This is a genomic window from Paenibacillus chibensis (assembly GCF_004001045.1).
Lineage (GTDB): Bacteria > Bacillota > Bacilli > Paenibacillales > Paenibacillaceae > Paenibacillus_AQ > Paenibacillus_AQ chibensis.
The window spans coordinates 98,585-118,744 of record NZ_BIMK01000027.1 but is presented as its reverse complement, the minus strand read 5'-3'; the positions used below and the strand labels follow the sequence as shown (position 1 = coordinate 118,744).

The 20,160-nt window shown below is 53.4% G+C and carries 16 protein-coding genes, 1 pseudogene and 1 riboswitch; of the genes and pseudogenes, 11 read left to right on the top strand and 6 right to left on the bottom strand.

Translation table 11 applies throughout. The annotated features are described in order from the left end of the window. The first annotated feature begins 176 nt into the window (after positions 1-176). Positions 177-2,129: an ATP-dependent DNA helicase gene (locus PCH05_RS19315; protein ID WP_127604861.1), complete on the top strand. Its 1,953-nt coding sequence runs from the start codon at positions 177-179 to the stop codon at positions 2,127-2,129. A gap of 112 nt (positions 2,130-2,241) precedes the next feature. Here PCH05_RS19315 and PCH05_RS19310 read toward each other — a convergent pair whose 3' ends face one another. Continuing rightward, positions 2,242-3,507, bottom strand: coding sequence for a serpin family protein (locus PCH05_RS19310; protein WP_127604859.1), 1,266 nt, complete (start codon positions 3,505-3,507; stop codon positions 2,242-2,244). 191 nt (positions 3,508-3,698) lie between these two features. Between PCH05_RS19310 and PCH05_RS19305 the strand changes: the two genes are divergently transcribed. From PCH05_RS19305 to PCH05_RS19295, 3 genes are all read left to right on the top strand, one after another. Beyond that, complete coding sequence (locus PCH05_RS19305) at positions 3,699-4,154, top strand: MarR family winged helix-turn-helix transcriptional regulator (protein WP_127604857.1); 456 nt, start codon at positions 3,699-3,701, stop codon at positions 4,152-4,154. A gap of 74 nt (positions 4,155-4,228) precedes the next feature. Further along, the gene (locus tag PCH05_RS19300; RefSeq protein WP_127604855.1) at positions 4,229-4,540 is read left to right on the top strand and encodes an ArsR/SmtB family transcription factor; all 312 of its coding nucleotides are present in this window, start codon (positions 4,229-4,231) and stop codon (positions 4,538-4,540) included. Positions 4,541-4,815: 275 nt separating this feature from the next. Continuing rightward, the gene (locus PCH05_RS19295) at positions 4,816-5,994 is read left to right on the top strand and encodes an MFS transporter (protein ID WP_127604853.1); all 1,179 of its coding nucleotides are present in this window, start codon (positions 4,816-4,818) and stop codon (positions 5,992-5,994) included. 10 nt (positions 5,995-6,004) lie between these two features. Here PCH05_RS19295 and PCH05_RS19290 read toward each other — a convergent pair. Then, positions 6,005-6,741 (bottom strand): annotated as a pseudogene (locus PCH05_RS19290) (ZIP family metal transporter). A 177-nt stretch (positions 6,742-6,918) separates the two neighbouring features. Then, positions 6,919-7,118: riboswitch (cobalamin riboswitch) on the top strand. 153 nt (positions 7,119-7,271) lie between these two features. On the opposite strand from PCH05_RS19290, the gene metE reads away from it, so the two are divergent. Continuing rightward, positions 7,272-9,572, top strand: a complete 2,301-nt coding sequence (gene metE, locus PCH05_RS19285) for a 5-methyltetrahydropteroyltriglutamate--homocysteine S-methyltransferase (RefSeq protein WP_127604851.1) — start codon at positions 7,272-7,274, stop codon at positions 9,570-9,572. Between the two features lie 160 nt (positions 9,573-9,732). On the opposite strand, the gene PCH05_RS19280 is transcribed toward metE, so the two are convergent. Further along, the gene (locus tag PCH05_RS19280; protein WP_127604849.1) at positions 9,733-10,425 is read right to left on the bottom strand and encodes a peptidylprolyl isomerase; all 693 of its coding nucleotides are present in this window, start codon (positions 10,423-10,425) and stop codon (positions 9,733-9,735) included. A 196-nt stretch (positions 10,426-10,621) separates the two neighbouring features. Between PCH05_RS19280 and PCH05_RS19275 the strand changes: the two genes are divergently transcribed. The 3 genes from PCH05_RS19275 (at position 10,622) to PCH05_RS19265 (ending at position 12,505) form a co-directional block, all read left to right on the top strand. Continuing rightward, the gene (locus tag PCH05_RS19275) at positions 10,622-11,551 is read left to right on the top strand and encodes a hypothetical protein (RefSeq protein WP_127604847.1); all 930 of its coding nucleotides are present in this window, start codon (positions 10,622-10,624) and stop codon (positions 11,549-11,551) included. A gap of 127 nt (positions 11,552-11,678) precedes the next feature. Continuing rightward, a complete protein-coding gene (locus PCH05_RS19270; protein WP_127604845.1) occupies positions 11,679-12,056 on the top strand; it encodes a zinc ribbon domain-containing protein in 378 nt (125 codons plus the stop codon). Next, positions 12,056-12,505 carry a hypothetical protein gene (locus PCH05_RS19265; RefSeq protein WP_127604843.1) on the top strand — a complete coding sequence of 150 codons (450 nt, stop codon included), beginning with the start codon at positions 12,056-12,058 and terminating at the stop codon, positions 12,503-12,505. The genes PCH05_RS19270 and PCH05_RS19265 overlap by 1 nt, the downstream gene beginning before the upstream one ends. Positions 12,506-12,582: 77 nt before the next feature. On the opposite strand, the gene PCH05_RS19260 is transcribed toward PCH05_RS19265, so the two are convergent. Beyond that, positions 12,583-12,867, bottom strand: a complete 285-nt coding sequence (locus tag PCH05_RS19260) for a hypothetical protein (RefSeq protein WP_127604841.1) — start codon at positions 12,865-12,867, stop codon at positions 12,583-12,585. Between the two features lie 49 nt (positions 12,868-12,916). Then, complete coding sequence (locus tag PCH05_RS19255) at positions 12,917-14,197, bottom strand: ArsB/NhaD family transporter (protein WP_127604839.1); 1,281 nt, start codon at positions 14,195-14,197, stop codon at positions 12,917-12,919. 304 nt (positions 14,198-14,501) lie between these two features. Here PCH05_RS19255 and PCH05_RS19250 point away from each other — a divergent pair, with 304 nt between their 5' ends. The 3 genes from PCH05_RS19250 (at position 14,502) to PCH05_RS19240 (ending at position 19,594) form a co-directional block, all read left to right on the top strand. Then, entirely contained in the window at positions 14,502-16,193 is a 1,692-nt protein-coding gene (locus tag PCH05_RS19250) for a glycoside hydrolase family 13 protein (protein WP_127604837.1), read from the top strand. Positions 16,194-16,876: 683 nt separating this feature from the next. Further along, positions 16,877-18,913, top strand: a complete 2,037-nt coding sequence (locus tag PCH05_RS19245; protein ID WP_127604835.1) for an endonuclease MutS2 — start codon at positions 16,877-16,879, stop codon at positions 18,911-18,913. A gap of 255 nt (positions 18,914-19,168) precedes the next feature. Then, on the top strand, positions 19,169-19,594 hold the full coding sequence (locus tag PCH05_RS19240) for a TipAS antibiotic-recognition domain-containing protein (RefSeq protein ID WP_127604833.1): 426 nt from the start codon (positions 19,169-19,171) through the stop codon (positions 19,592-19,594). 74 nt (positions 19,595-19,668) lie between these two features. Here the strand turns inward: PCH05_RS19240 and msrC are convergent, their stop codons facing one another. Next, positions 19,669-20,148: a free L-methionine (R)-S-oxide reductase MsrC gene (gene msrC / locus PCH05_RS19235; protein WP_127604831.1), complete on the bottom strand. Its 480-nt coding sequence runs from the start codon at positions 20,146-20,148 to the stop codon at positions 19,669-19,671. Positions 20,149-20,160 lie beyond the last annotated feature (12 nt).

The following is a 20,160-nucleotide window of genomic DNA, read 5'->3' as shown; positions in this document are numbered from 1 at the left end:
TCCGCGCTTCCCTGCAAGGTAGCCGAATGGACTTCGGATCAAGGCCCCACTTTGTGGAGTTATTTTGAATATAAACCATTGTAATTCCGCGGATGGCGTGTGATAATGGGATGTTCATCTTCATGGACAAGTGAAGGAGCGATATTTTTCAAGTGAAAGCTGGAGGTTATTTAAACGTGGAACGGTACCCTTTTTCGTACGATCCTGCACGGCCTTTTATTCAGCAAGCGGGTGAATGGGTGGCGGATGTGTTTTACGATATACTGCCTGAAGCGGGCTTTGAGGTCCGCGACGAGCAAATCTATATGGCATTTCAACTCGAAAAGGCTTTTGCCGAGAAAAAGACGATTTTCGCCGAGGCGGGCGTGGGCACGGGCAAAACGCTGGTGTATCTTCTCTATGCCGTCTGCTATGCGCGTTATACGCGCAAGCCGGCCGTCATCGCCTGCGCGGATGAATCGCTGATCGAGCAGCTGGTCAAGCCGGAGGGCGATATCGCGAAGCTGGCACAGCATCTGGGCCTCGTGATCGATGCGCGTCTGGGCAAATCGCCGGATCAATATCTGTGCCTGAGAAAATTGGACGATGCCCGGATGAAGGGCGATGAGGAAATGCTGTGGGACGGTATTGCTGCCGGCCTGCCGGATTTCGTATACTCCCATGCGCCGATGCAGTCCTTCCATGCTTACGGGGACCGCAGGGATTATCCGCAGCTGACCGATGAGCAGTGGCATACCGTGGGCTGGGACTCCTTCCAGGACTGCTTTACCTGCGACCGCCGTCACCGCTGCGGGCAGACGCTGTCCCGGGATCATTACCGGCGTGCGGCCGATTTGATCATCTGCTCGCATGATTATTATTTGGAGCATGTCTGGACTTATGACGGCCGTAAGCGCGAAGGTCAGCTGCCGCTGCTACCCGAGCATTCCTCGGTCGTGTTTGACGAGGGGCATTTGCTGGAATCTGCGGCGATGAAGGCGCTGGGCTACAAAATGAAGCATGTCGTGTTCGAGGAGCTGATTACGCGCCTGCTGCAAAACGAAATCCGCGAGTCGCTGGCGGTGCTCATTGACGATGCCATCGTTCAGAGCGAGGCGATGTTCGCCGCCTTCGGACGCTTCAGCCGGCGGATTCCCGGTTCGGACCGGAAAGAAATCGTGCTGGGGGATGAACTGCTGCGGGAGGTGCATCAATTCCGGGGACTGCTGACGGCGATCGAGGAAGAGCTGGTGTTTGAAAGCGAGCTGTACACGCTGGATGACTATCAGCTGCGGATCGTGGAGGAACATCTGGAAATGATGCAGAAGGCGCTCATGCTGTTCGAGCGTTCGGAGGCCTTGATCTGCTGGGTGACTGAAAGCCCGGAGGGGCTTACGCTCTCCATTATGCCGAAAAGCGTGAAGGAAGTGCTGGAGGAGCATGTATTCGGTCTCCATATGCCGATCGTGTTCTCCTCGGCCACCCTGTCCGTGGATGGTTCCTTCCGCTATGTAGCGGACAGCCTGGGAATCCAGAGCTACCTGTCCTTCTCGGTGGATTCGCCTTATGAATATGAGCAGCAAATGCAGGCGCTGGCCCCGGAGTGGGATCTGGCGGACGGCTTTGACGGCAAAATGAAACAGGCCGTACGGCTGCTGCAAAAGACCGGTGGACGAGCCCTGATGCTCTTCAAAACCCGGGAGGAGCTGCGGCTTTTCAAGCAAAAGGCAGTGGAGGAGCCGGGGCTTGCCGGTATGCGTTTCTATTTCGAAGGCGACGGGGAAATCAGCCACCTGATCGCGGCGTTCCAGCGTGAGGAGGAGAGCGTGCTGTGCGCGGTCAGCCTCTGGGAGGGCCTCGATGTGCCGGGACCGTCCTTGTCGAACGTCGTGATCTGGTCACTGCCGTTCCCGCCGCATGATCCGGTGTTTATCGCCAAACGCAAGACGGCAGCCGATCCGTTCGAAGAAGTCGATTTGCCGTACATGCTGCTCCGTTTCCGTCAGGGGATCGGACGGCTGATCCGCTCGCGGGAGGACCGCGGCATCGCCGTGATCCTGGGCGAGGAAATGCGTACCCGTCCCGATGTCAAGGAGCGGGTGCTGGCGGTTCTGCCGGAGGGTGTCCACCTGCAGGAGAATGAATCTTAAGGCTGTAAAGCGTTCGTATCACGATTATTCTTTAATATATAAATCAGGAAGTGAAAGAACTCCGTTCCTTGGTGCTCAATGCGGACACCCGGAAACGGAGTTCTTTTGCGGTTTACAGGCTTTCAATCGTCCCGAGGAACAGCCACAATCCGGTTTGGCTGTCCTCAATGGAAAAGAAGAAGGGATGATCCATGATCATTTCGAATCGTTCCTGGGGCGGAGGCGCGGACCCGGCCATGCCGATTTCCGTGACGGCAGCGGCTACCGTTCCCTCCTCACTGACGCCCAGCACTGTCTTGTGCAGGACGTTGGAGATGAATAGCGGCTGCGTATCGGACATGCCTGTAAAGTCTGCCTCGGCTGCAAACGCCTGCTTCATGCCCATCTGCATCAGCGGCTTTTTCAGCGACGCGGAATAATCCGTTTGGAACCGCGGCAGCCGGATATCTCCCAGAGACGGCTCGAACCTTTTCTGCCACCTTGCCGGATCCTGCCGGATTTCTTGCATCACTTGCTCGAGTGAGCTTTCCTTGCCGGGAAGGATGATCATCATATCCAGGCGCCCGTCTCCGTATGGAAGGCGGAGAGCCTGCGCATTTTCCGTTTGCATGTATTCGAACCTGCCGCTTTGGATCATCATCCGGGCTTTTTGCTTTGTGCCGTCGGCTGTCGTAAACAGGCCCTCCCGCGTCTCGTCCGGATCAAACGGATTCTGCCAGGCGCCGTTAAAATAGACGGCATTCAGCAGGATGGCCTTCGTCAGCGGATCCGGAGCCTGATCCAGGATGGAAGGGATCAGCCCTTTGGTTTGCTTGTTCACCCAGCCGTTGATTTTCCCCACTGTTTTTTCCTGCCCGAAATCCACGGCCTCCATGTCGGCCTGATAGCTGTCCTGTATGGTTTGTATATAATCGTCTTTCATCCCCATTCCGCTCTGATACCAAACGGAGTTGGCTGCATTGAGCTGCACGCCGGAACTGGGATTCATAAGAAGCGTTTGGAGCGTTCGGCTTGCGAGGTTTACCTGATTCTTGCCGAATTTCTCTATCCCGAGTGCTCGGGCCATTTCCTGCCCGGTTATGCCGCCGCTGCCGTTGTAGGCAATGGCCAAATCGGTAAAGATACTGTAGGGCGAGAGGACGATGTTTTTTCCTTTGGCCTCGGATTGTTGCTGAAGTTCATGATGCAGCCGGAGCCCGAATTGGTTGTGCGCCTGGATGAATGCCGGATCCAGCTGCGAGGCGATTTGGCCTCGCTCGCTCAAGGAAAGAACCTTCTGTTCTTTGGCTGCTCCATCCGGCTTGGTCGCAGAGCAGGCAGGCAAGACTAGCAGCAAACAATAAAGCAGGATGGAGATGCAGGTCCGTTTTCCATTCATGAGCTAAGCCCCCCGGTCAACATGATTATTGTTCACATGATATTCATAGACGTTACCAAATGCTAGGATGTTGCGCTTGGAACATCCAAACGGATTTGATTCAACGGGTTTGGGAAAGGTATAATCAATATAGAAGTCAACTAAACTGACCAATTTTTAACTTTTATTCAGAGCAAGGAGTTGTACTGTTTATGCCTAAGACACCCCGTCGACATCAAGACGATTTGGCATCATTGTTTTCGCTCGCTTTCAGCGCGCTCAATCAGGAGCTTCACCAGCGTCTGAATGAGCTTGGATTTGGAGATATCCGGCCGGTGCACGGGTTTTTGTTCCAAGGGCTGATTCCGGACGGGGCCACGGCAAAGACGCTAGTTGATCTTCTGGGGATTTCCAAGCAGGCCGTGAGCCAGATGCTGGACTATCTCGAGGAACATAACTATGTGATTCGCAGACCCCATCCCTCGGACGGCAGGGGTAAGCTGGTCGTGCTGACCGAGCGCGGTTGGGCACTGCTCAAGGCGAAGGAAAAAATATATAATAGTATTGAACAGCGCTGGGGCGCTTTGATTGGTCCAGACCATTTGAACGCGATGCGTTCGGATTTGAAGCGTATCATTCAAACGGCTGGCGAAGGGCAGCCGAAGTAAAAGCTGCGTCCCTCGTGGACTTGAGATGCGTGCTGCAGAGCGCAGAAATTTGACCGTAAAGGATCGAACAGCGTATGGAACCTTCCTTGATCTTAAAAGCTTTATCCAATGAGACGCGCCGCCAAATTTTGTTTTGGCTGAAGCATCCGGAGGATTATTTCGACGAGACGCCGTATCTTGAGCAGGGGCTGACCCTGCAAATCGGTGCGTGCGTGAGCGATATTCAAAACCAGTCGGGCCTCGCGCAGTCTGTCGTCTCCAGCTATTTGCTGATGATGCAGAAGGCGGGATTGCTCGAAGCGGAGCGGGTTGGCAAGTGGACCTTTTACCGGAGGAATGAAAAGACCATTCAGGCGTTCGCGGAGTACATCCGGACCGAATTGTAAACCGAAGGCTTATTCCCGTTACGACATATCGCCTGCCAAGCCTCTGAACAAGGCAAGGGGAGCTGAATATCATCGTGAGTGTTGGTTAGGAAAAAGGAGGAAACTCCTTTTTTTGCGTGCACGTATTTACATATCTAGATAAATGGATATATAATGGCACAGGACTGCGGAGTGAGGCAACCGCGAACGGAGAGTAATGAAAGGTATTGTTCTGTCTCAACATATCTACATATTTAGATATGTAACTTCAACTTGTGAAATGGAGAGATGATAAGATGAATCGAAAAGGGCCGCTGCTTATTTTGATATTGGCCTTGGGCGTTTTTGGCATTATTACGACGGAAATGGGGATCGTGGGCGTTCTTCCCGAGGTGTCGCAGAAGTTCCATATTTCAACCGCGCAGGCGGGGCTTTTGGTCAGCATTTTCGCGCTGGTGGTGGCGGTTTCCGGTCCCTTTGCCACGCTGCTCGCCTCCGGAATGAACCGGAAGCTCGTCCTGGGATTGTCAGTGTTGATGTTTGCGGTATCGAATGTGGTCTACGCGGTGAGCGGCCAATTCGAAACGCTGCTGATGTTCCGTGTCATCCCGGCGTTGTTTCACCCGGTTTTTTTCTCGATTGCACTGGTGGTTGCGGCACAGCTGGTTTCTCCCGAAAAGAGCGGTCAAGCCGTAACGAAGGTATTCGCCGGCATCACCGTCGGCTTTGCGTTTGGAGTGCCTTTGACGTCTTTTCTGGCGGAGCAGATTTCGCTTGAGGCGGCGTTCCTGTTCGCGGCTGCGGTGAATGCGGCGGCTTGCGCGGGGATTTGGCTGTGGCTGCCGTCCATGCCGGTCACAAAGAAAATGTCCTACGGCAAGCAGCTGGGCATTTTGCGCAAACCGGCCGTCTGGTTGAACATTGCGGCGGTATGCTGCTTGTTCGCGGCCATGTTCGCGGTATACGGCTATTTTGCCGAATATCTCGGCCAGGTTACGCACATGAACGGCTCTTGGATCAGCGCCATGCTGATGGCCTTCGGGGTCATTATGATCGCGGGCAACTTCCTGTTCGGAGCTTCGCTAACGCGGAATATGCTCGGGACCGTAATCGCATTTCCGCTGCTGTATATCGTCATTTACCTGCTGGTATACCTGCTGGGTGCATCGCCGCTGCCGATGGCCGCTATGGTTTTCCTCTGGGGCATGATTCACTCGGGCGGCCTGATCGTCAGCCAAACCTGGCTGATGACGGAGATGCAGGAAGCGCCGGAGTTTGGCAACAGCCTGTTCGTCTCGTTCTCGAATCTCGGCATTACGCTGGGGACCTCGCTTGGCGGCTGGTTTATTTCGCGGCTGGGCATTCACCAGCTGATATGGTGCGGGATGCTGTTCGCCGCGCTGGCGCTCGCGCTGGTGCTGCTGAAGCTGAAAGTATACGGCCACAATGCGAAAGAGCAGACCGAGGCCGCCTGACAACAAACCGTTACCTCAGCAGGTGAGTCAGCGCAATCATAGTCAGCAGCCCGAATATGAAGGAGAACGTCGATGCCCGCTCGTTGCCGTCTCCATGGCTCTCGGGGATCAGCTCCTTGTAGACGACGAACAGCATGGCCCCCGCGGCAAAGGCAAGACCGTAAGGAACGACCGCGCGGAAGCTTGCGGTGAATTCAAGCCCGATCCAGCAGGCGGCCAGCTCCAGCACGCCGGTCAGCGTGGCCAGCAGCAGGGCGGTGTGCGCCGGCGAAGTCCATGCGTAATGAGAAATAGCGCGGTGAGGAAGCCCTCGGGAATATTTTGCAGGCCGATGCTCAGTGCGACGATCGTGCCGAGATCATGATTGCTGCTGCCGTAGCTGACGCCAACGGACAATCCCTCCGGGAGGTTGTGCAGGCCCATGGCGGACAGGAACAGGAAGATGCTTGTCCGGCCGCTGTTTGCGCGCTCCGGCGCGTGTTCGAGATTCTGATGGGGAATGAGCAGCTCCAGCAGGGTCAGGACAGCGGTTCCAAGCAGTGTGCCGATCGTCAGAATCCACAGGTTGGACAGCTTGAGCGCGGAAGGAATCAGACCGTAAGTAGAAGCGGCCACCATGATGCCGGCGGTAAACGCCAGCAAAATATCTTTCCCCCGATGCGTCACCCTGTTAAACAGCAGGGCAGGCAGCGCCCCCAGGGCCGTGCAAATGGAAGTAGCCAGACAGCCCATCAAAATGGTGTTCATTAGGTCCTCCTGGATATGGAATGCACAGCTCGACGGCTGCTTGTATCAAAATATGATCAAGCCCTGCGCTCTATGCGCAAAACCATTCCCAAGAATTTTACTCGGAATTTACGGCGAATCTATTGCTAAATGAGATACTTATAAGGTATGATACGACTTAATATTATCTTATCAATTACAAATAAAGTGGAAACAGGTGCTTGAGGAGAGTCACTCCCCTTAAGCTTAAAAGGGAAGTCCGGTGGAATACCGGCGCGGTCCCGCCACTGTAACAGAGGAGCGTTCCTGCATTCGTCCACTGGTCGCCTATGACCGGGAAGGCGCAGGAGCTGCTGAGATTCTGGAGCCAGGAGACCTGCCTGTTTTGACAGCACTGCTTTACCTACGGGAGATAGGGAGGTGTTAAAGATTTCGGAGGCGTTTATTTGTCATACGCTGATAACGGGCATCTTTACCCTTTTTTGAGCTGAGGGGAAGGATGTCCTTTTTGTATTGAAGTCGATGATCACAGATTATGAAGGAGGCTCATTATGGGCAAATTGACAAGCAGCAGCCTGGGATACCCGCGCATCGGCGCGAACCGGGAATGGAAAAAAGCACTGGAAGCGTTTTGGTCAGGAAAACTGGAGGAAGCGGCATTTCTGAAGGAGCTAAAGGCCATTCGCCTGCATCATCTGCAAAAGCAGCAGGAAAAAGGGATCGATCTGATTCCGGTGGGCGATTTCAGCTTCTACGATCATATCCTGGACACGGCAAGCATGCTCGGACTGGTTCCCGCCCGATTCGGCTATGAAGGCGGCATAGTGCCGGTTTCCACCTATTACGCGATGGCCCGCGGCAATAAAGAGGCTTCCGCATGCGAAATGACCAAGTGGTTCAATACGAATTATCACTATATCGTGCCTGAACTGAACGGCCTGTCGCCGGTGCTCACGCAGAACCGTCCGCTGGAAGCGTACCGCGAAGCCAAGCAGGAGCTCGGCATCGAAGGCAAACCGGTGCTAGTGGGTCTGTTTACCTTCCTGAAGCTGTCCAAAGGCTATGAGCCGGCACAGCTGGATGAGCTGATTGGCCAGTATTTGCCGCTGTATGAACAGATCGTGCGGGAGCTGGCGCAAGAGGGCGTGCAGTGGGTTCAAATGGATGAGCCGATCCTGGTCACTTCGCTGGAGCCGGAGGATGTGCAGCGGATTCGCCGCATTTATGAAGCTCTTCATGCGGCAGCGCCGGAGCTGAATATGATGCTGCAAACGTATTTCGAGTCGGTCGAGTCGTACGAAGAGATCGTTCGCCTTCCCGTTCAGGGGGTTGGACTGGACTTCGCTCATGGAGCCCAGCGCAATCTGGAAGCGATTGAAAAGCACGGCTTCCCGCAAGATAAGGTGCTTGGCGCGGGCGTGATCGACGGCCGCAACATCTGGCGTGCGGATCTGTCCGCGAGCCTGGATCTGCTGAACCGGTTGTCCGCTGCCGTCCCGTTTGAGCGCATGATCGTGCAGCCGTCCAGCAGCTTGCTGCATGTACCGGTTACGACGGCTCCGGAAACGGCGCTGGATCCGGTATTGTCCGCGGCTCTGGCCTATGCCGATGAAAAGCTGGACGAAGTGGTCCTGCTCGCCCGCGCGATTCGTGAAGGAGCGGATGCGGTGCAGGCTGAGCTCGATGCTTCCGTGCAGGCCGTTGCCGCGCTGAACGCGTCCGCTTCGCGCAGCAACGTCAAGGTACGCGAGGCTGCCGCTAATATCGACAGCCAGCCGTGGACCAGACACAGCGCGTTTGCAGAACGCCGAGTGCGGCAGCAGGAGCGCTTCCGGCTTCCATTCCTGCCGACTACGACCATCGGCAGCTTCCCGCAGACGCCGGAAGTGAGATCCGCACGCCAGAAATGGAGAAAAGGCGAGTGGAACGACAGCCAATACGAGGCTTTCGTGCAGAACGAAATCCGTACCTGGATGGATCTGCAGGAAGAGATCGGGCTGGACGTGCTCGTGCACGGCGAATTTGAGCGGACGGATATGGTGGAGTTTTTCGGCGAGAAGCTGGCCGGCTTCGCATTCACGAAAAACGGCTGGGTGCAGTCTTACGGCTCCCGCTGCGTCAAGCCGCCGGTCATTTACGGGGACGTTGCCTTTATCGAGCCGATGACCGTCAAGGAGAGCGTATACGCGCAGTCGCTGACTGCCAAACCGGTGAAGGGCATGCTTACAGGTCCTGTTACGATCCTCAACTGGTCTTTTGTCCGGAATGACATTTCCCGGGAGCAGGTGGCCTACCAGATCGCCCTGGCTTTGCGCGAGGAAGTAGAGGCGCTGGAAGCTGCGGGCATCGAGATGATCCAGGTCGACGAACCGGCCATCCGCGAAGGCCTGCCGCTGAAGCAAAGCGAAACGGACTATTACTTGGACTGGGCTGTCCTGGCATTCCGTCTTTCCACTTCGACGGTGAAGGATACCACGCAGATCCATACGCATATGTGCTACTGCGAATTCCATGATATGATCGAGTCCATCCGCGCGCTCGATGCCGATGTGATCTCCATCGAAACCTCGCGCAGCCACGGCGAGCTGATCCACAGCTTTGAGGAATTCACATACGACAAAGGCATTGGCCTCGGCGTGTACGACATTCACAGCCCGCGCGTGCCGGAGGTAGGGGAAATGGTATCGATGATCAACCGCGCGTTGGAGGTGCTGGATCCTACCTTGTTCTGGATCAATCCGGACTGCGGACTGAAAACGCGCGGACTGACCGAAACGGTGGCGTCGCTGCGCCATATGACCGAAGCCACGCGTCAAGTACGGGAAGAGCGCAAAGAGGGAGCGACCGTCTGATTCGTCATTTGAACGAGAACGAATGAAGCTGTCCTCTTAGCCTGCAACTTGATGTTATAGGCTTTTATACACCATAAAAAGAAGCGCCCGTCAGCAGAGCTGAAACGGGCGCTTCTTTTCATCGTTATCTGAAAGCATAAAATCCGGTCCTTGGCAGAATTTATTTTTCCTTGATGTCGATGCTGTCGATCGTTACTTTCTCGGTTGGCTTACTTAACTCGCCGCGAGCATCGGCTTCGACGGGAGTTGCGGCGATTTTTTGCACGATGTCCATACCTTCGGTCACTTTGCCGAAGATTGTATAGTTCGGCTGCTGATTCAGGAATTCGCTGTCCGCGCCGGTGCAGATGAAGAACTGGCTGCCGTTCGTATTCTCGCCTGCGTTCGCCATGGCGACGATGCCGGGCTCGTATTTGTAGCTCGTTTTCTCATCCTCGAAGGCATATCCGGGACCGCCTGCGCCGGTACCCGTCGGGTCGCCGGTCTGGATCATGAATGTCTCCATAATGCGGTGGAACGTAACCCCGTTATAGAAGCCTTCCTTGGACAGGAATACGAAGTTGTTGACGGTTTTGGGCGCATCCTTGGCAAACAGCTGGATCGTAAACGATCCTTTGGACGTTTTGAATGTAGCCTCGTAGGTTTTATTGGTGTCGATTTGCATCGCCGGAGGGCTTGTCCAGCTTTTCGTTTCCGTCTTTGCCGGTTCTTCTGTTTTAGCCGGTTGTTCCGATGTGGCTGGTTCCTCTGTTTTGGCCGCATTCGTCGGTTCGTTTTTCTTGCCGCAGCCGCCGAGCGCAAGCACCAATACGATCAGCAGGATCAGCGGAAGGGCTGCTTTTTTCAATTTCATGAAATGTATGTTCACTCCTTTGTGCAATCTTCCCTAATCATATCGATTTTCGGCCGTAAAATCTAGCATGCCTCCGAATGGGCAGCGGCATACGGTAGCCGGGCAGACCGGACGTAATTTATTGAAACTTCTCGGGGGCATACGCGTTAAAGAAGGTAATGAATGTAAACTCTCGTATGGAGATGGAGGCTGGCGAATGTTTGAAACCGAGAATACACGTCTGACGGAATTGAAGGAAAGCATGAGAAACAAGGCCAAGTGGGAGAAGCGTCTTCAGGAGCTGGACGATGAGCTGAAGACGCGGGAAGGGGAGGTGGAAGACTGGAAGCGGCGGCTTGCGGAGGAAGAGAAGGACGTGGATCGCTTGACCGGAGCTTCTTTATCAAGCCTTTTCTATGGGATGATCGGCAAAAAGGAAGAGAGGCTGGAGCGTGAGCAGCTGAAGGTTCTGGAGGCTAAAGCCAAGTATGACGCGGCCGTACGGGCAGCCGAAGATATCAGGAAGCAGATTGGGGATATGACGGAGCTGCTGAAGGATGTGCGTTTTTCCGATTTCGAGTACGAACGCATTTTGAAAGAAAAAGAATCGATTCTTTTGCGCCAGGACGAGAAGCTGGCGGAGCTTGCGGAACGGAGGGCGGATACGGAGCTGCAGTTGAAGGAACTAAAGGAAGCGGTTCAGGCCGGGCACGCCGTTCTCTATGACCTGGAACAGGCACGGGACTACCTTCAATCGGCCCGTAACTGGGGAACCTACGACATGCTTGGCGGGGGGATGATGTCCACGTATCTCAAGCACGGCAAAATCGATGAGGCGATGGACTATATCCATGATGCGCAGCGGAGTCTAAGCAGGTTCGGGAAAGAGCTGCGGGACGTGCAGATGAATCTGTCCATCGAAATCGACATTGGCAGCTTCCTCCGCTTCTCGGATTATTTCTTTGACGGCTTTATTGCCGACTGGATGGTGCAGGGACGTATCAAGGATACGCTGAATCAAGTGGAGGATAAGCTGGATGCGGTCAAGGATGTCGTGCGTCATCTGGAAACGGAAGCGCGGAGCCTGGAGACCCGGTTATCCGATGTCAGAAGAAGATATGAATCGTTCATCGAGCAGGCGGAATGAAATATCCTAAATCATGGAAAATGAAACTTTAGCCGCATGACCCCGCCGGGGAGGTCCTTTATAATTAATTCTTAATACCTAACATCACGATGCTTTCAGAACAAAATTCGAAAGGAGATGAGGTTGTATGAGTTTTTTTGACAAGCTGAAATCGGGCGTTGCCGAAGCGGGCAACAAGGCCAAAATCGCGGTGGAAGTGAATCGTCTCAAAATGCAGAATTCCACCAAGCAAAAGGAGATCGACCATGAGTACCAGCAGATCGGTAAAATGGTGTTCAATTCCCTGAAGCGGGAAGAAGGAATGTGCGGTCCGGAGCAGCTTCAGCCGATGGTCGAGCGCATTTTGCAGCTGCAGGATGAGATTCAGCTGAACCAGCATCAGATCAATGTGATTTCGGATGAAAAGAAATGCGCTTGCGGACACACTGTTCCGATTGCGGCGCGCTTCTGCCCGGAATGCGGCCACCAATTCGTGGAGATTGAGAAGCAGGAGGAAGATGTGTAATGCAGCAATTTTCCGTGGTTTTGCAGGAGACGAGGAAGTGGTTCCAGTCGTTCCGGCTGTACGGGGTGCTGGCCCCGTTTGAGCTCTATTTGTTGTTCGGGGGTCTGGGAATCCTGTTTCTAAATAAGCTGCTGTATTCGATCTTTCCTATCACGTCCTATCATGAGTTGAACGTTATTTTCTACACGATTCCGCTTAGTACCGTCGCCCACTATGCATTCTGGGTTGGAGCCTGGCTGACGCTCGTTTCGGCCAACGTCAAATATCTTCCGTACGCGCTCTGGATGAATGCATTCCTGATTTTATTTCCGTTTACACGGATCGGATTATCCGGGCTGATTAGTGCGCTGGTTTACGTGTTTATGGGGTATATGCTGTTCCGATATACCGCTTCATCCTACGCCCATGTCCATTCAGGCAGCCGGGAAACACAGACGTCTACACGATAAGCTTCATAAAGAACGAACATACATAATGCAGTATCCAAAAAAACCCGGGAAGGTTCTCCTTCCCGGGTTTTCTTTGCTTATGCGTCCTTCCATTCCACGCTGTGAAGCAGCTGATGCTTCATCAGGGCAAGAACAAAGTCCGTGTAGTACGATTTGCGCACGATCGCGCCGTATTCATGATTTTTGTAAATATAGAAAAGCGCATCCGTGTAAACGTCGTTATCTTCAAAATAACGCCTGATTTCTTTTAAACGATGGAGATACGGCTCTTCCTGAAGCAGATGAATGCGAAATTCAACATCCTCTTGATTGACGGTTTCGGTAATGAGGGCAACGTCCTCGTTGCAGCGATAGGTTAGCATGCGGGCGCCTCCATTTCGTTTGAATGTGGTGTTCCCCTTACTTCATGTATCACATTAAATATCTCAAATATACATAAGCGCTGGACAAACCGATGGACAAAATCAGGATCGGAAATCCATATTTCATGAACGTGGTGAATTTCAGCGTATACCCTTCTTTGGCGGCCATGCCGGCGACGATCAGATTGGCGCTGGCACCGATGAGCGTACCGTTACCGCCGAGGCAGGCACCAAGCGCAAGACTCCACCATAACGGCTCCAGATTGCTGACGCCCATGCTGCCCATGTCCTGAATCATCGGGATCATCGTCGCGACAAACGGAATGTTGTCGATGAAGGCGGAGGCGATCGCGCTCAGCCACAGAATCAGCATGGAGGTGGAGGCAACGTTTCCTCCGGTAAGAGCAACGGCTTTTTCGGCTAACGTGGCAATGACGCCGGTTTCGATCAGGCCGCCTACCAGAATGAACAGCCCGACAAAGAAGAAAATCGTCGGCCATTCCACTTTGGCGAAAGCCTCTTCGAGCATATGCTCACCCGTGAGCAGCAGCAGCAGGAAGGCTCCGGCCAGCGCCACCGTGGCAGACTCAATGTGTACGAGCTGGTGGATGAAGAAGCCGAGAATCGTGAGTCCAAGCACCGTAAGGCATTTGGCCAGCAGCTTTTTGTCCGTCAGCAGCTCTTTTTCATCCAGATCCATTATGCTCTGCATCAGCTCCGGCGTCGTCTGGATATGTTTGCGGAACAGCAGAATGAATATCGGGATTAACAGAACCAAGATGAATAGGGCGATCGGCATCAGGTTCTGAATGAAAGCCATAAAGGTCAGTTCCTTGACCGCGCTGCCGATCATAATGTTCGGCGGGTCGCCGATCAAGGTGGCGGTGCCCCCGATATTCGACGCAATGATCTGCGTAATCAGAAAAGGCAGCGGATTGACTCGCAACTGGCGAGTAATACTAAACGTGACAGGCACCATCAGCAGCACCGTGGTCACGTTATCCAGAAAGGCGGAGCCGAGGGCGGTCAGCAGCATGAGCACGATCAGGATGGCCAGCGGCCGTCCTTTGGCTTTTTTGGCAGCCCAAATGGCCACGAATTTAAAGAGCCCCGTTTCCGCGGTAATATTAACGATGATCATCATCCCGATCAGTAGACCGAGCGTATTGAAGTCGATATGATGAATAGCCGTTTCCTGGCTTACGATGCCGAAGATCACCATCAGTGCGGCACCGATCATGGCGACGATGGTCCGGTGGATTTTCTCCGAAATAATAAGCGCATAAGCGATTAAAAAGATAGCAATAGCCAAAATTGTTTGTTGTTCCATAGGTTCTAGGATCCTCCCACTTGAGTCTTGATGCGGCTGCAGCAATAGATTTAGCTTTAGGTCATGCTTCCATCCTCCTTTTGCATCAGGAGAATATTGCCACATGCGGACCCCAAGAAGGACGAGTAGGCTAAAAAAGACAAAAAGAGCCCGCACGTGGCAGGCTCCTCCGAATGTTATCTATGCGATTTAAAATAACTTGCCCCGATGTGAAAGGGGATTTGAAAAATGGTTTACAATAATTATAAAGTGTTTGCCGCGACTTGTAAAGAATAGTCGGACCTTAGAGGGGAAGGAGACGGTCATGAACAAAAAGTGGTGGAAGGAAAGCGTTGTATACCAAATTTACCCGATCAGCTTCTTGGATACGAACGGGGATGGTATGGGAGATCTGCGGGGAATTATAGCGAAGCTGGATTACCTGAAGGAACTGGGGATTGATGTCATCTGGATCTGTCCCGTCTATAAATCGCCAAACCATGATAACGGGTATGATATTAGCGATTATCAGGACATCATGAAGGAATTCGGCACGATGGACGATTTTGACCGGCTGCTGTGGGAAGCGCACAGGCGCGGCCTGAAAATCATGATGGATCTGGTGCTGAACCATACTTCGGACGAGCATCCGTGGTTTATCGAATCGAGAGCCTCGAAGGACAATCCGAAGCGGGACTACTATATTTGGCGCAAGGGGAAAAACGGCGGGCCGCCGAATAACTGGGAATCCTACTTCAGCGGTTCAGTCTGGCAGTACGATGAAACAACGGACGAGTACTACCTGCATTTATACTCCAAGCATCAGCCTGACCTGAACTGGGAAAACCCGAATGTGATCAGCAGCATGCATGAGATGGTGGAATGGTGGCTGAAAAAAGGGGTGGACGGCTTCCGTTTCGACGCCATCGCCCATATTGCCAAGGCTGCCGGCCTGCCCGACGGTGCGAATCCGAACCATTTGCCGACCGTGCGGGCCTATGACCTGTTCTCCAACCTGGAGAATGTGCACACCCTGCTGAACAATTTATATGAGCAGGTCCTTTTCCATTACGATATCATGACGGTGGGAGAGACCTCGGGACTCGGTCCGGAGCAGGCGCTCAGTTATGTCGGCGACACCCGAAACGAGCTCAACATGGTGTTCCAGTTCGAACATATGCAGCTGGATGCCGCATCCGGGGGATCGGGAAAATGGAATATCCGTCCCTGGAACCTGCTGGAGCTTAAGAAGGTCATGACGGCATGGCAGGTGGACCTGCATGACAAGGGCTGGAACGCGAACTATTGGTGCAACCATGATCAGCCACGCTGCGTCTCGCGGTTTGGAGACGACAAGAAATACCGTGTGGAATCGGCCAAAATGCTGGCGACCTTCATGCATATGCTGGAGGGGACTCCTTATATTTATCAAGGCGAGGAAATCGGCATGACGAATATTGCCTTCCAGTCGATTGATGATTACAGGGACGTGGAGACGCTCAATTTCTATGAGGAGCAGATGAACAAGGGCGTACCGGAAGATAAAATTATGGAGGTCATCTGGAAAAAAAGCAGGGACAATGCCAGAACGCCAATGCAATGGGACAAAAGCGAGGAAGCCGGGTTCAGCAAGGGCAGATCCTGGATCCGGGTGAATTCCAATTACCCGATGATTAACGTGGAGGACGCGCTGAAGGACCCGGATTCGATCTACTATTATTACAAAAAGCTGATCGCGCTTCGTAAAGAGCATGAAGTGATCGTGTACGGCAAATATGAGCTGCTGCTGCCTGAAGACCCGGAAATCTATATGTATACAAGGACGCTTGGCGATGTCCGTCTGCTCGTCATTCTCAATTTTTTCGGCGGGGAGCCGGAGCTCGAGCTGCCGCAGGGCATGAATCCGAATCCCCGGGAGCTGCTCATCTCCAATTATCCGGTCAAAGGGAACGAGGATCTCACCCGGACGCTTCGCCTGCGGCCGTACGAATCCAGAGTGTACAAGCTCCAGGCATAAGGGCTTGACAGGATTAAAAATCATTGGTAAATTTACCTCATCCTAAACCAAGGGAGAGATTTTGATGACGGTGGTTGTTCTTAACTAATCAAATTCCATATTGAACCACAGGAAAGAGGCTGAGCAAGCTGACCCGATGGAGGCAGCTTTGTTTGCTTACGCTTTTTCCGGCAGGCTAACGGCAGGGCGAACCGGTTATTTTTCGGACGCGGCTTTGCTTGTGTTTCTGCATGGTTCTGGAAATAGTTAAGAACACGCGAAGCATCAAACGGCACCTTGGCTGCTGTTTCATTCTTTGTTATCCATAGGGCTGCTTGATCCGGAGAGATTCCGGAGCGACGCCTTTTGAAAACCGTGCTCTTGCAGCACGGTTTTTTTGCGTATATAGGAGTTGGTTCGGAGCCTGTATACGCATGGAAAAACGGGCTGCTCGATGAGAGCTCGCTTTTCGAGGACGACAAGGATATGAAGCGGAACGGATCACCAAGGGACAAGGAATCGCGTATGCGTTCTTTGTCCTTTTTTTGTTTTTTAAGATTATAGAATTTATAGATTTCAGCGAAGCTGAACCATTCTATAATCGCAAGAAAAACTACAGCTAAACGCGGTCTGACTTCTTTGAAAGTACGTCGATAGACGTTTTTCTTATAACCTTGAGAACATAAAGGAGGTTCATGACATTCATGGACAACATTACGATGAGCATGCTGGAGTATGACAAATTGAAGGAAAGCTTGCGGGAATACGCGGTATCCTATGCCGGCCGGCATCATATCGATGCTTTGGCGCCGGGGAGCCATTTGCGGGCAATCGAAGCCGCGCTGCGGGAAACCGCGGAAGCAAAGTCCTTGCTCGACAAAGGGGCGAGCGTGCCGCTGCCTTCCCTCGAAGGTATTGAGCATATCGCTTCATTGCTGCATACCGGCTACCTGTTCACGGAGCAGGATTTCAGCGCGGTCCAGATCTTTCTGCACAGCTGCGGGCAGCTGCGGAAGTACATGGCGGGCAAAAGTGACATTGCGCCCACGATCAGCATGTATGCATCCTCGATGCAGGAGCTGCCCCGCCTGAAAAGCGAAATTGAGCGCTGCATCCGCTTCGGCAAGGTGGATGATCAGGCCAGCAAGCAGCTGGAAAAGGTTCGCAAGAAAATCGCCGTCGTCAAAGAGCGCATTCAGAAAAAAATGAGCTCCATCCTCTCGCGGCACGGCGCGATTCTTCAGGAGCATCTGGTCAGCGTGCGCGGCGGGCGCTATGTCGTGCCGGTAAAACGCGAGTACCACAAGCAGATTAAGGGTGCGGTGCTCGATCAATCCACCAGCGGCCAGACGGTGTTCGTGGAGCCGGAGGAAATCTCCATGCTGCAAACGGAGCTGGGGATGCTGGAGGCCGACGAGGCGCGCGAGGAAAGCGTCGTGCTGAGCATGCTGACGGGCATGCTCGAGGCGGCGGGCAGCGATCTGCAGCTTAATATCGACATCACGGGCAACTATGATTTTATATTTGCGAAAGCCAAATACGGCCGCTCCATCGGGGGAAGGACGGTTCAACTAAACGATAAGGGATGGATCAAGCTTCGGGGCGCGAAGCATCCGCTCATGCTAAAGACGATGGTACCATTAAACATGGAGATGGGGACCGGATACCGCTCCCTGATCATTACCGGACCCAACACCGGCGGGAAAACCGTGGCTCTGAAGACGCTGGGTCTGCTGACGCTGATGGTTCAATCCGGATTGCTGGTACCTGTGGAGGAAGAGAGCGTATTTGCCGTATTCGGCCAGGTCATGACAGCCATCGGCGACGGGCAGAGCATCGAGCAGTCGCTCAGCACCTTCTCCGCCCAGATCCGCAGGCTGATCGCCATGGTGAATACGGCCAACCCATCGACGCTCCTGCTCATTGACGAGCTTGCGGCCGGAACCGATCCGGGAGAGGGCATGTCCCTTTCCATTGCGATACTTGAGGAGCTGAACCGCCGCGGAGCGATGATGATGGTGACCACGCATTTTAATGAGCTGAAGGGATTTGCTTCCCGTACCTCCGGCTTTCAGAATGCGCGGATGGAATTTGACGTCAACACGCTCGAGCCGCTGTACCGTTTGACGATCGGCGAATCGGGCCAAAGCTACGCGATTGAGATTGCCACGAAGCTGGGCATGCCGCGCGGCATTATCGACCGCTCACGGGATGTGCTGCAGCACCAGAAGCCGCAGCTGACGGCAGCGGAGCCGGCTGAACAGGCCGGATTGGAGAAGCAGGCGAACGATACTTGCGAGAAAGCGGCGATAGAGCCAGAGCCGTCTGAACCGTCCGGAAGCCCCCGGATGACAGGCAGGAAGGGGAAAGAGGGTCTTCGGGAACAACAGGCGGCAGCCGAGGGCTCACGTATGGACATAATGGAACCGGACCCGGAGGCGATCAGGAACAAGCGCCGCCTGGAGGTCGGGGACGCGGTATACGTCAGCTCCTTCGGGCGTACCGGTATTGTCTACCAAGAGGAGGATGCGAAGGGCATGGTCGGGGTCATGATCCAGAAGCAAAAGCTGAAGATCAACCGGAAACGGCTGAAGCTGTATATCGAGAAAGGGAATCTCTATCCGGAAGATTACGACTTCGATATTGTATTTGAAAGCAAGGAGAACCGGAAGAAGAGCAAGCTGATGCAGAAGAGGCATGTGGAAGGGCTCCAGATCATCCGCAAGCCGGAGGATATCTGAATAAGAAAAGGCAGGGAGAGGCCGGATACAGGCTGTCACCCTGCCTTTTCGGCATTTTCGTCTATCCGCCGCTTGAAGCGGTTGATTTTTGATGGAAGGGGTAATGAAAAGTAGGTGATATGTTCTCTTTTGCGCCATAATGTATCGAATGATTCACGGACAAAGCTGCAGGTCCGATCACGCCTTTATGCCATTTAACCATTATATAGATAGAAGAAATAAAGTCTAAGACAGATATTGGAGGGAAATCAATGTATGAAACCAGAAGAAATGGAACGTAAACTGATGCCGGATGTTCAAAGGTTGCCTGAGCAGGATGTGCTGAGTCCTTTCAGCGATGCCTCCGGCGACCGGATTCTGGAGAGCAAGGCCAAAATGCAGCAGTGGACGAAGGAGGATTATCTCAATTCCCAACAGCAGGTGGACCGGATTAACCGTACATTGGCGGAAGCCATCACGGACGGAGAGTCGCCGGAAAGCTCGCGGGTGCAGCATATTATCCGTCAGCATTATGAGTCCATGACGCAGTATTACACGCCAACCGCCGATGTGTACAAGGGGCTGGGGGAACTCTACGTAGAGCAGCCCGATTATAAAAAGCTGTTCGATTCCTATCATCCTCTTCTTGCGCAGTTTCTGCGCGCTGCCATGGCCTATTTTGCCGAACATGAATTAAAGTGAAGCGGTACGGAAGCAAAAAGCCTGGTCCGCCGTTTGCGGCAGAAGACCAGGCTTTTGAAGAGAATGACAGAAAATTACATTTTCAAACTGATGATTTGCGCAAACTGTTCGAGAAACTGGCGTTCTTCGTGATCAAAACGTCCTTTTAGCGGACTGTCGATGTCGAGTACGCCGAGAAGCTGCCCATCTTTTACGAGCGGGATGACGATTTCGCTGTTGGAGGCCGCATCGCAGGCGATATGTCCCGGGAATTCATGCACATCATCGACCACAAGCGTTCTGCGTTCGGCAGCAGCCGTGCCGCACACACCGCGGTTCAGGGGAATGCGGATGCAGGCCGGAAGGCCTTGGAAAGGACCGAGTACCAGCTCTTGTCCATCGTACAAATAGAACCCGACCCAGTTAATATCCGGCAGAAAGCTGTTCAGCAGCGCTGAGGCATTGGCCAGATTGGCGATGGAGCTGGGTTCATCGTGAATGAGAGATTTCAGTTGCTCCAGAACGGCCGAAAACTGCTCGCTCCGGTTTCCTTCATAAGGAAGTGCTTGGAACATCATACTCCACCC